Annotated in this window: 11 protein-coding genes; 2 read left to right on the top strand and 9 right to left on the bottom strand. The window is 52.1% G+C overall.

Features of this window, described 5'->3' with window-relative positions:
• Window positions 1-6: 6 nt before the first annotated feature.
• The 3 genes from DEO48_RS17980 to rfaQ are packed head-to-tail and all read right to left on the bottom strand — an operon-like array spanning window position 7 to window position 3,304.
• Window positions 7-1,107, bottom strand: coding sequence for a glycosyltransferase (locus tag DEO48_RS17980; protein WP_045400325.1), 1,101 nt, complete (start codon window positions 1,105-1,107; stop codon window positions 7-9).
• 2 nt (window positions 1,108-1,109) lie between these two features.
• Complete coding sequence (locus DEO48_RS17975) at window positions 1,110-2,237, bottom strand: glycosyltransferase family 4 protein (protein WP_109845887.1); 1,128 nt, start codon at window positions 2,235-2,237, stop codon at window positions 1,110-1,112.
• On the bottom strand, window positions 2,234-3,304 hold the full coding sequence (gene rfaQ / locus DEO48_RS17970) for a putative lipopolysaccharide heptosyltransferase III (RefSeq protein WP_109845886.1): 1,071 nt from the start codon (window positions 3,302-3,304) through the stop codon (window positions 2,234-2,236). Before rfaQ ends, DEO48_RS17975 begins: the two co-directional genes overlap by 4 nt.
• A 150-nt stretch (window positions 3,305-3,454) precedes the next feature.
• Between rfaQ and DEO48_RS17965 the strand changes: the two genes are divergently transcribed.
• Window positions 3,455-4,411, top strand: coding sequence for a polysaccharide deacetylase family protein (locus DEO48_RS17965; protein WP_109845885.1), 957 nt, complete (start codon window positions 3,455-3,457; stop codon window positions 4,409-4,411).
• A gap of 23 nt (window positions 4,412-4,434) precedes the next feature.
• Here the strand turns inward: DEO48_RS17965 and DEO48_RS17960 are convergent, their stop codons facing one another.
• From DEO48_RS17960 to rfaD, 6 genes are read right to left on the bottom strand one after another with little or no spacing between them, the layout of a single operon-like run.
• Window positions 4,435-5,646, bottom strand: coding sequence for an O-antigen ligase (locus DEO48_RS17960; RefSeq protein WP_109845884.1), 1,212 nt, complete (start codon window positions 5,644-5,646; stop codon window positions 4,435-4,437).
• Entirely contained in the window at window positions 5,634-6,542 is a 909-nt protein-coding gene (locus tag DEO48_RS17955) for a glycosyltransferase family 2 protein (RefSeq protein WP_109845883.1), read from the bottom strand. Before DEO48_RS17955 ends, DEO48_RS17960 begins: the two co-directional genes overlap by 13 nt.
• A 5-nt stretch (window positions 6,543-6,547) precedes the next feature.
• Window positions 6,548-7,657 (bottom strand): glycosyltransferase family 9 protein, encoded by a 1,110-nt coding sequence (locus DEO48_RS17950; RefSeq protein WP_109845882.1) that lies wholly within the window; start codon window positions 7,655-7,657, stop codon window positions 6,548-6,550.
• 3 nt (window positions 7,658-7,660) lie between these two features.
• Complete coding sequence (rfaC, locus tag DEO48_RS17945; RefSeq protein ID WP_109845881.1) at window positions 7,661-8,644, bottom strand: lipopolysaccharide heptosyltransferase RfaC; 984 nt, start codon at window positions 8,642-8,644, stop codon at window positions 7,661-7,663.
• 3 nt (window positions 8,645-8,647) lie between these two features.
• Complete coding sequence (gene rfaF / locus DEO48_RS17940) at window positions 8,648-9,694, bottom strand: ADP-heptose--LPS heptosyltransferase RfaF (protein ID WP_109845880.1); 1,047 nt, start codon at window positions 9,692-9,694, stop codon at window positions 8,648-8,650.
• A gap of 2 nt (window positions 9,695-9,696) precedes the next feature.
• Window positions 9,697-10,629 (bottom strand): ADP-glyceromanno-heptose 6-epimerase, encoded by a 933-nt coding sequence (gene rfaD / locus DEO48_RS17935; protein ID WP_008502707.1) that lies wholly within the window; start codon window positions 10,627-10,629, stop codon window positions 9,697-9,699.
• Window positions 10,630-10,844: 215 nt separating this feature from the next.
• Here rfaD and kbl point away from each other — a divergent pair, with 215 nt between their 5' ends.
• Window positions 10,845-12,041, top strand: coding sequence for a glycine C-acetyltransferase (gene kbl / locus DEO48_RS17930; RefSeq protein ID WP_024906617.1), 1,197 nt, complete (start codon window positions 10,845-10,847; stop codon window positions 12,039-12,041).
• Window positions 12,042-12,049 lie beyond the last annotated feature (8 nt).

Here is a 12,049-nt window from a genome sequence, read left to right as displayed (position 1 = left end):
ACCTGATTATTTTTGATTGTCGACCAGAGCAATATATTGCTGGCAAATGGCACTGATACCGAACGACGCGATGGTTGCATCGCCAACGACCGGCGGGGCGGTATAAATATCCGCCAGCGTTTTTGCCAGTGACGCGTCATTTAACTCTGCCAGCCCGCGCGCTAAGGCTCCGGTGAGGATTTCAGCAGGGCCTCCGGGGCAATTTGTACTGACCGGTGGCGTCTGACAGATAATGGCTTCGACCAGCACATTACCAAAACCTTCGCAGTCAGAACTTAACACTAAAAGGCGTGCCCCTTTAATCCAGGGATAGGGATTGGAATCGAACGGGCGGAAAACCGTTTTGTTTTCAATACCCAGCTCGGCTGCAAGCTGCTTGAGTTTGCGAATTTGAGCGTCAGATCCATTGCCCATCATGACCAGCGTAGTGTCAATTTTACTCAGGGCGAACGCACGTAAGAGTCGGTCGTGGCGTTTGTGCTCATGGAAGCGGCCAACATGAATAATATAATCCTTTCCCTGCATTTCGAAGGGCGCATCCGCCAGACGCTGAATTTCAGGAATATCGAAAGGATTATGGATAACCGCTTTGCGTCGAAGATTGAGCGCCAGCGTCTCGGAAAGATCTTTCAACACGGCGCCTGAGACGGCGACAACGTTGCGGTTTTCGTAGGTATGACGAATTTTAAGATGTTTAAACCAGCGCGAAAGTCCGCTGCGATGGCGAAGATAGGAAAACGAGAACATGCCATGCACGCAGAACCAGACTTTGTCACGTTCCAGCGCGCGGCAGTGCGCCACAATGCGGTCTGTCTTGTGCAGGTGAGAGAACACCACATCAAATTTGCCGCTGCGCTCAGCTCGCTCAATCGCCTGATCGAGCAGTTGGGCGCGGCGTGGGATCTCCGTCAGCTTTCGCCACGGTTTTTTACATGTGTCCTGAACAACCTGATAATCGATGCCTTCCGGGATGGCGTAGTCGCACACTTTCCGCAGAGAGAATAGAGAGACCTGATGCCCCATTTCTATTAACCCGCGGGAGAGTGTAAGAACCGTTTTTTCGGCTCCTCCACCGGGTAAACCATCAATAATCATTAGGATGCGCATTTTTAATCCAGTAATTTTTGATAAAGCGTAATAAGCTGACTTGATAGTTTTTCGGGAGTGGCGTCTTTTACACGTTCACGTGCCGCTCGTCCCATATTGTTATTTTTTTCCAGTGAAGGGATAGCGGCTACCGCTTCCTTCAATGTACTGATATCAAGTGCGTCACAATAAAATCCGTTCTGGCCTTGTTGAATAAATTCTGCACCACCGCAACTCTCTGAAGTAATGACGGGCAAGCCGCAGGCCATCGCTTCAAGAATGACGTTAGGAAAGGGATCATACAGCGTTGGCAACAGTAAACCATCGGATAGCTGATAAAAAGGCAGAGTTTCTTTTTGCATCCCCAGGAAACGGATTTGCCCCTCGCAGCCTAACGAACGGGCGAGGTCGCGGTAACGACGTTCTGCTTTATCTTGCCCAACCACAATCAGCCAGGCAGATGTTCCAGCAATAGCGCGTATGGCGCTGGCTAATCCTTTTCGTTCAAACCCTGAGCCTACAAAACAGAACACAACGGCATCGGCTGGTAAACCAAATTGTTGGCGCAAAATCGCACGCTGTGCCTCCAGGGCCGGAACGAAGCGGCTGGAATCAATAGAATTATAAATCACATGAATTTTCTTTGCGTCAATATCAAAGTCTTCAACGATTTCGCGTTTGATCATCTCCGCATTACAGATTACGGCTTTTAACTCAGGCGCCTGATACATTTCCCGTTCCGCACGCATCACATAGCGGTGATAACGGTCATACATCAGCATTTGCGCACGCCAGGCAGGTAAAATGCGCGCGCGCTGCAGCAGCCAGCGACGATGCACCCCATCACCCGCGCGATAGATATCACACCCCGGGATGCGCTCATGGCTTTGAACAATATCAAACTGCTGTTGCTGCCACAGCGCGCGCGCGGCCTGTGCAAATCCGCGTTCTCGACTGATACGGCCCCATTTTTGAGGGTTGCAAATGTGGATATGCCAGTCGTCTTGCTTCTCTCCCTGCCACTCACGCGTAATGACGTTGAGCTCAAGGTTCTGATTGCTCAGCGCGGTGAGAGCGCGCGAAACGAAGCGCTCCGCTCCGCCATCAGGGCGATACTTTTGGCGAACAATGGCCAGACGATGGTGTTTCATGACAGATATCTCCTTGCGGCGGAGACGACAGCATCAACGGGAATGGCGTCGAGATAACGTTCTTTCGTTTTGGTATCAATGGCATCCGGATCGGGTAGCGGGCCGTAATCGCCGGCCCAGATCACTTCCCCTTTAACCTGCCACGGTGACCAGAACGTCAGTTTTGATGGACCAAACAATGCCACGCAGGGCGTTTGAAGCGCGGCGGCCATATGCATTGGAACGGAGTCAACGCCAATAAAAAGACGCGCATGATGGATGAGTGAGGCCAGCTGGCGCAACGTTAGCTGGCCCGCCAGAGAGACGACCCCCGTCTTCGGCGAGGCGGCGAGAATGCGATCGATCATCGCCAGCTCTTTTTTATCCGGCCCCGCGGTGAGCACAACCGTATGGCCCTCCTGCTGCAGTGTAGAAATGGTTTGCGCCATTTTGTCTTCGCTCCAGCATTTAAAGAACCAGCGGGACGTCGGCTGGATCACGATATAGCGCTCGCCCACACCCGTCTGCGTCAGTCTTTGACGGGCATAATCCCAGTCCTCTGCGGCGTAGGCCATGGTGACGGCAGGCTGCCGCGCGACAGGTAATGGCGCCAAAATGGAGAGATTCTGTTCGACCGTATGCAGGGATTTGTGGCCGTCGACAGAGACCAGATCGGTATGACAAAAACGCCAGAATGCACTGTTGCGTTTGTTAAACGCGAATCCGAGGCGAACGGGTGCGCCGGTGAAGCGGGTGACAATTGCGCTACGCCATTGATCGGCCAGGTTAATGACCAGATGATAATGCTGATTTCTTAACGCACACAGCAACTGCCACTCTTTTTGAAGATGCTTCAGCGTGCCCAGCTGCTTCCATTTACGATCGATTCCATAAATTGTACCGATCGCCGGATGCGCGGCGAGCATATCGCGCGTTTCTTCATACAGCAGGACATCAATTTGCGCCTGCGGCCATTTTTGACGTAATGAATCAATGACGGGAGTGGTCAGCAACATGTCGCCATGATGGCGGAGTTTGATAAGTAAAATGCGCAAATCAGGTGTGTCAGGTAAGTTATTCATCATCATCTTATCGGCGTTGTACTGATGGCAATTCTAATAGACCTGATAGCGACTTGCACTCTTTCTCCATAATCTCAGTAATTTCCCAGGAAGGGTTTACTCACGCTTTGGAGAGTGCGTAACATAGCGCTAACTTTCCTGTCTTGCGGACTCATTATGAACAAACCAGCGTTTATCATCACAATTGATACTGAGGGCGATAATCTCTGGCAAAATCACCGCGTCATTAAAACGGAAAACGCGCGCTATCTGGCGCGGTTCCAGGCGCTTTGTGAGCGTTTCGGCTTTAAGCCCGTGTGGCTGACCAATTACGAGATGGCGATCGAGCCCGTTTTCATCGAATTCGCCAGGGACGCGATCGCCCGCGGTCAGGGCGAGGTGGGAATGCACCTTCACGCATGGAATAGCCCGCCGGAACACGATCTCACGGGAGATGACTGGCGCTGGCAGCCTTATCTGATTGAATTTTCGGATGAGGTGATGCGCGAGAAAGTGCTGTTTATGACCCGCCTGCTGGAAGAGACATTTCAGACCAAAATGTTAAGCCACCGTGCCGGACGTTGGGCATTTGACAGTCGCTATGCAAAATTGCTCGTTGAACTAGGGTACCAGGTTGATTGCTCCGTGACGCCACGCGTGAACTGGCGCAACGCGAAGGGCGCTCCGCAGGGTAATGGAGGAACGGATTATCAGCATTTCCCCGACCACGCCTATTTCATGGATTTAGATAATATTTCCCGGGCGGGCAATAGCCCATTACTCGAAGTGCCGATGAGCATTCAGTATAAACACCCGGCGTGGTTGAACACGATCAAACAGGGTTACGACAGGCTTCGCGGTAAATACCGCTCACCCTCGGTCAACTGGCTAAGACCTTCCGGTGGGAATGCGGCGCAGATGATTCAGGTTGCACAGCAATGCCTGTCTCAGGGAAGTGATTACGTGGAGTTTATGCTTCATTCGTCGGAATTTATGCCTGGCGGAAGCCCCACGTTCAAAGATGAGGCGGCGATCGAAGGGTTGTATCAGGATTTAGAAACGCTCTTTAGCTGGTTATCCGACAAGACGGTCGGGATGACGCTGGCGGAGTTTTATCAATACAAGAAAAAATAATGCCCGCGACGCGGGCATTATCATTAGCGTTGCCTGGTTTGCGAAAAAGGTGTACTCAGCGCAAACACGGTGACAAAGAAGATTAAGGCTTCTGAACTCAACAGTATGACGTCCGTCAGGCCATAGAGTAATAAAAGAAGCATGGTCGTCAGCAGCAGGCCATTTCTGTTTTTAAGTGCGTAAACGATCATTGATATATAGAAAAAGCATAATATCGCCAGCCCGGGGATCCCCTGCAGAGAATATTTTTCAATAAACTCATTGTGCAGATGCACCCTGATAAACTCGAGCGCAGCCGCGAGGTGTGGGTGCCCATTTTTCACATATTGTTGTGTCCATACTTCACGGTCTTCAACTGACTGCCCTAAAGGATGGGCAAGACCGTTTTGAATACCCACATTCCACATAGAAAAACGTGCGCCGAGCGAGGTTGCATCATTACCTTTTTGATAACTTTCAACTTCAGCTTGTGTTTGTTGTAACTTGGGTAAAATTAATGGCTTGTAGCTAACGATAACAATACCCGCCACAATACATAAGAAAATCAGCGTTGATTTAAGGTGTATTCTTTTGAATTGATAAAGCGTGAGTACAATCGCCAGGATTAAATATAATCCCATTGCGGCACGCGTGCCCGTTAGAAGAATAACAAAATAAGATATTAAGATGATGAGTCCTGCGGCTACATACAGTTTTATATTTTTCTGTAGATAAAGGCTGTATACAAACGCCAGCGACAGTACAGAGTAAACATAGGCCGACACGGTCGCACGGTTTATGGCCATCTCAATACGTCCCATACCCTGTGATGCCTGCCATAAGCCATAGCCAGTGGCAAGTATAAACCCTGCACCAGAGGCGTATAAAAAATATTTCTGGAAGGAAGCTTTATCAATATAAGACTTAAACCGGTCAAGGTAAAAAATGAGAATACTTGCCAGAATTAATTTTTTACTTGCACCGAGATAATCGCTATAAACGTTCAGACCTTCGCTATGATATTCATACACCAGATACCAGCCAAGATTGAGCAGTCCAATTAACAAGATCGGCAATGCGATAGAAAAAGGACGCACTGTGATTTTTTTATATTCGCATGCTAAGCCGATAATGCTGGCATAAATAGCAATATAGAAAAACTCTCGCTGCTTACCTGAACTCAGCAGCGCCAGCGCAAGCGAAATAAGGCTCAAAATCAGCGTCAGCTGATAAAGCCGCAGTTTTACTTTTTCCATAATGCCTCAATGACCCTTTTTTTGTAGCTGAAACGTACATCTCTGGAGAAAAAGAAAGAGAGAGAATAAAGTGCATTGACCCGCTGTTTAACCAGTTTGAGTTGCAGATCAGTCAGATGCTGCCGATGGTTACTGTAGATATCAAACCAGTGACAATTAACAAGATGCGTAAAAGAACGAGGGAATGTTTTTTCCATGTGCAATGTGCAATCAACCAGCGTAGCGATTTTACTGGCGTCGAGACGGCTCGACAAACTATCGTTACGTTTGATGTAATAATAGTGTCCCTGACGCTGATAGACTATTTTACTCGCTTGCATCAGCATGCCGGGAAATACGGCGAAATCTTCATAGCAAACCATCGAAGGAATCGGGTTATTTACATACAATTTCCGATGAATAAATTGCCCGATGAGATGTGCCTGAAAATCTTTGTGCTGCAGGAATCGCTTTATTGCCTCATATTGCGACAAAGCAACCGGAGAGAACCCCTGCCAGTCAGCTGTAATTTTTTTGGTGTCGCGAATTTCCAGCAGGCGCGTCAGTAGCATATCAGGGCGCTCTGATTTGAGAAACGCCACAGCGTCCCTGATGCTGCCCGGTTTCAACCGGTCATCGCTATCCAGCATGGTAATGTATTCACCTGTGGCCAGCGAGAGGGCACTGTTTCGAACATGACCTACGTTACGGTACTCGACGTATCGGGATTGCGCATTCGGAAGCATTGGCAGCCACGCTTCAATAATATCCTGCGTTGAGTCATTGGAACTGTCGTTAAAGATAATGATCTCTACATCATCGCCCGCACCTTCAATCGCGTTTTGCAGGCTTTCTAACGTAGTGTGAAGCGTATCTTTGGCGTTATGCGCGGCAATAATGATGCTAAGAAAAGCCATAATAATCAGTTTTCCTGAGCATCAAAGGAGTATGCAGTTGCGTTAATTGTTGGTAACTCGCAAATAAAATTTTTGAGGTCACGTAGCGCTTCGTCTGTTACAGCGAAGAGTTCTTCCCGGCTCTGTGAGAAGTAATATCGTGTTTCAAAAACATATGAGCAAATGTTGTCATCATTACCAATCAGCAATACGTTGCCCAGAGGACGCTGTTCATAGTGGCAACAAGGCCCGAACAGTAAAATTACCGGCACGTCAACCGCATCGGCAATGTAGACATTCCCCGAGTCAGACGCGATATAGCAATCCATTTTAGAAATGGCCCACGGCAGCTCTTCAAGCGAGATTTTGCCAATCAGGTTAATAAAGTTGGGCAGTTCACCGTAAGCGCGGGTGATGTCATCCATCCACGATTGTTCATTCGGGGCGCCAAACACATAAAACTCGCAGGGCAGGTCGACGAGACGATCGGCAATTTGCTTCCAGATGACCGGCGGAACGGTTTTCGCTTTATTTCCCGCGGCTACGCTGATGCCAATGCGGATCACGCCGGGTTTATCGAGGATTGCCGGATAGGTCGCCGGTTTGAAAAGCGGCTTTGTGGCGTGCTTTGGCGAGTCTTTCCAGGTTAAGGTGCGATCGGCCAGTTTAAGATAGTTCGTGACCGACAGCGTCTTTCTGCCGTGTTCAACAGTGCCGTCTGCCGTTGCATAGAAAATACCGTGATACCATCTGCGCGTGTAAGTGCTTAAAAACTGTTTGTTTTTAGCGTTACATACGGAGGCGAAAAAGAGGTTCACGCTGTTGGGTTGCAGGAGATAGACATTATCATAGCGGTTCATGATCCGGCAGGCAAAGACCAGCTTTCGCAACAGGTTACGCTTATGCTGCTCGATAAAAAAAATCTTATCGATCGTCTCATCATGTTTTGCCAGCGCACCCACGCTACGACTGATGAGCACGTCGCTTTTTTGCAGGTATGCCAGAAGGGGCGTTGCATTAACAAAATCGCCGATTTTTGCTGTCTGAATGACCAGGTTTTTACCTGTCTCTTTGCGGAACAGCTTCCGGATAAGCTTCACCGGAAAGAGTAAAATCAGCAGAAATACGTAACTCATGCGTTAGATATCCCTGTTGGAAAGCCAACGGCTGCCCTGTAAAAATGAAAAAATAGCATCTGCGCTGATATCCTTCGTTTGCTGGGTCGGGCTGACCATCTGATGCTGGTTTTTGCCGTAACCCCCGATCAATCCAGGATCGGTCGGACCAAAAATCGTAATATTCGGACGATCCAGCGCCGCGGTTAAATGGCTTAAACCTGTATCAACGGAAACAACAGCATTCGCTCCCGCCAGCTGCGCGGCAACCTGCGCCAGCGTGAGTTTCGGCAATACCTCGACGTGTGGAAAACCTGCTGCCAGACGCTCTGCACGCTGCCGCTCATGTTCGGCACCCCACGGGAGTTTAATATGGATGCCGGTGGGTTGCATTAGTTCAATCAGGCTTCGCCAGTGCGATTCCGGCCAGTGTTTATCGTCGCGCGTTGTGGCATGCAGGAAGACAAGATAAGGCTGAGCACAGGGATCTGTATTGCGCAAAAAGTGCTGCGCAATGGCGTAGTCGCCCTGGGTTTCCGGTTTCGCGTAGCCCAGGCTTTTGGCAAACAGCTCGCGGGTACGTTCGACGGCGTGCTGTTGCTTTGCGATGTGGTGGCGACGATTATAGAACAGGCTCGCCAGCGGTTCGCGGGCGGTGTGCCAGTCCATGCCGTGCTTTACGCCGTGTGCCAGACGCGTCACCAGCGCGGCGCTTTTCACCAGCCCCTGGGCGTCGATGATGGCGTCGTAACGCTGCGCCTGCACCGCCTCATGGAAGGCTCTGCGTTCGGCTTTAATCGGCGCGGAGAACCACGCTTTGCGCCAGCGGCGAATCGCCACCGGTATCACGCGGTCAACCGCTTCATGCCAGGTGGGGATCTGCGCGAAGCCTTCTTCCACCACCCAGTCAAAACGAATGCCGGGAATGGCCCGCATGGCGTCCGTCAGTGACGGGAGCGTATGCAGAACATCGCCCATCGAAGAAGTTTTAACGATCAGTACCCGCATTCGTTATCCTTCTTCACTCAACAGCAGTTCGTTAAGCTCTTCGAGAACGCGCTCTGGCGTAATGTCGATCAGGCTCTGATGGTAGCCTTCTGCGGCATTGCCCTTGCGAATTTTATGGTAGCCCGTGATCAGGCGGATGACGCGCGCTTTATGAGAAAGCGGGGGCGTGAAATCCGGGCTACTTGGGCCATACAGCGCCACCAGCGGGCGGTTGAGCGCGGCAGCGACGTGCATCAGGCCCGAATCGTTGCTGACCACAGCCTTACAGGCGGCAATCAGAATAACCGCCTGTTCAAGCTGCGTTTCTCCCGCCAGGTTGCGGCACCAGGCCTGCTGTTCATTACTGAGCGTCGCGAGAATTTCGTTGCCTGCCTCGTGGTCCTTTGCCGAACCGAACAGGACAATCTGGTAGCCTTCGTCAATCAGCTGTTTCGCCAGCTCCGCATAGTGGTAGTGCGGCCAGCGTTTTGCCGGGCCGAACTCGGCGCCAGGGCAGAAGCCAATCATCGGGCGTTCAGACGAAAGGCCAAACGCGTTACAGGTCTGGGATTTTTCACCGTCGTTAACCTGAAGCTGTGGCCAGAGCAGCGGCTGCGGCAGGTCTTTCGCGCTGCGCATCACGCCTTTGTCGTAGGCCAGCGCCACATAGCGCTCCACCATCAGCGGCCAGGCCTCTTTATCCAGCACCCGCGCATCGTTCAGCAGGCCGTAGCGCATTTCACCGCGCCAGCCGGTGCGATGTGGAATACCCGCAAAAAAGGGCACCAGGGCGGATTTAAAGGAGTTTGGCAGGACATACGCCCGATCGTAGCGCTTCTCGCGCAGGCTATGGCCGAGTTTACGGCGTTCGCCAATTTCCAGCGCCCCGTGGCCAAGCGGCATCGGGATTGCCTCGTTCACTTCCGGCATACGCGACAACAGCGGACGGCACCACGCGGGTGCCATCACGTCGATTATCGCCTGGGGATAACGCGCCTTGAGCGTGCGATAGAGACTTTGCGACATCATCATGTCGCCCACCCATGACGGGCCGATCACCAGAATCTTCATACTTATGCGTCGCGGTTCAGCCAGGCCATATATTCCGTTACGCCTTCGGCAACGGTCTTGAACGGCTTGTCGTAGCCTGCGGCGCGCAGGTTGGTCAGATCGGCCTGGGTGAACGCCTGATAACGGCCTTTCAGCTTGTCAGGGAACGGAATGTACTCGATGCTGCCTTTTTTGTGATAAGCCAGCGTTGCGTCAGCCACGGCCTGGAAGGACTCCGCGCGGCCGGTACCCAGGTTGAAGATGCCGGATACGCCGTTTTCCCAGAACCACAGGTTCACTGCGGCAACGTCGCCTACGTAAACGAAGTCGCGCTTAAAGCCGTCGCTGCCTTCGAACAGTTTCGGGCTTTCGCCGTTATTCAACTGGGTGTTCAGGTGGAATGCCACGCTCGCCATGCTGCCTTTGTGACCTTCGCGCGGTCCGTAGACGTTGAAGTAACGGAAGCCGACGATCTGCGAGTTCGCTTCTGGCAGCACCTGACGCACGTACTCGTCGAACAGGAATTTGGAGTAACCGTAGACGTTCAGCGGCTGCTCGTACTCGCGGGACTCGATGAAGTCAGAGGTGCGACCGCCGTAGGTTGCCGCGGAAGAGGCATACAGGAACGGAATTTCACGCTCCAGGCAGTAGTGCAGGATCTCTTTGGAGTACTGATAGTTGTTGTCCATCATGTACTTACCGTCCCACTCGGTGGTGGAAGAGCACGCACCTTCGTGGAAGATGGCTTCGATCTCGCCGAACTCTTCGCCTGCCATAATCTGGATAAGGAAGTCTTCTTTATCCATGTAGTCAGCGATGTTCAGATCCACCAGGTTGACGAACTTGGTGCCGTCTTTCAGGTTGTCAACCACCAGGATGTCGGTGATGCCTTTGTCATTGAGAGCCTTAACAATATTGCTGCCGATAAAGCCCGCGCCGCCGGTAACGATGATCATAACTGTAACCTTTGAAGTGTGGAGCCCGGGGACAATCCCGGACGCTAATGTCTCTATCATATCATTAGTATGGCTGCCCTTCAGCCATTCACCTTCACAGCGCAGGGGTACGCGTGATTTATGCTGCAAAAACGACAAGAGATGACGTGTCATCTCGTCATGAACTATAGGTTTGGGTAATATGTCCCGAAATTTGCCGAGTCTGGAGAATTGCAATGCGTGGTGATTTTTACAAACAGTTAAACAGCGACCTCGACACCGCACGTGCGGAAGGGTTGTTCAAGGAAGAGCGTATTATCACGTCTGCCCAGCAGGCGGACATCACCGTTGCCGACGGCAGCCATGTGATTAACTTTTGCGCGAACAACTATTTAGGTCTTGCGAATCACCCTGAGCTGATTGCCGCTGCAAAAAACGGCATGGACACCCACGGTTTCGGCATGGCCTCCGTACGCTTTATCTGCGGTACGCAGGACAGCCACAAGCAGCTTGAGCAAAAGCTGGCGAGCTTCCTCGGAATGGAAGACGCGATTCTGTACTCCTCCTGTTTTGACGCCAACGGCGGTCTGTTTGAGACCCTGCTTGGTGCAGAAGATGCGATTATCTCCGACGCCCTGAACCACGCCTCCATCATCGACGGCGTACGCCTGTGTAAAGCGAAGCGTTTCCGCTATGCCAACAACGACATGGTCGAGCTGGAAGCACGCCTGAAAGAGGCGCGTGAAGCGGGGGCTCGCCACGTGCTGATCGCCACCGACGGCGTGTTCTCCATGGACGGCGTGATCGCCAACCTGAAGGGCGTTTGCGACCTGGCGGATAAATACGACGCGCTGGTGATGGTCGATGACTCTCACGCGGTCGGTTTTGTCGGCGAAAACGGCCGCGGTTCCCACGAATACTGTGACGTGATGGGCCGCGTGGACATCATCACCGGTACGCTGGGCAAAGCGCTCGGCGGCGCGTCCGGCGGCTATACCGCCGCGCGTAAAGAGGTGGTCGAGTGGCTGCGCCAGCGCTCCCGCCCGTATCTGTTCTCCAACTCCCTGGCGCCGGCCATTGTTGCTGCCTCCATCAAAGTGCTGGAGATGGTGGAGTCCGGCGCTGAGCTGCGCGACCGCCTGTGGTCCAACGCGCGTCTGTTCCGCGAAAAAATGAGCGCCGCAGGGTTTACCCTGGCCGGTGCTGACCACGCGATCATTCCGGTGATGCTGGGCGATGCGGTCGTCGCGCAGCAATTTGCCCGCGAGCTGCAGAAAGAAGGGATTTACGTCACCGGGTTCTTCTTCCCGGTGGTGCCAAAAGGTCAGGCGCGTATCCGCACCCAGATGTCTGCGGCGCATACGCCTGAACAAATTGAACGTGCGGTGGAAGCTTTTACCCGCATCGGCAAACAGCTGGGCGTAATTGCCTGAGGACGTGT

Origin of the sequence: Enterobacter sp. CGMCC 5087, assembly GCF_003144775.1 — a bacterium.
Lineage (GTDB): Bacteria > Pseudomonadota > Gammaproteobacteria > Enterobacterales > Enterobacteriaceae > Enterobacter > Enterobacter cloacae_M.
Note: the sequence above shows the minus strand (reverse complement) of the source record. Positions and strands in the feature narration are given on the sequence as shown.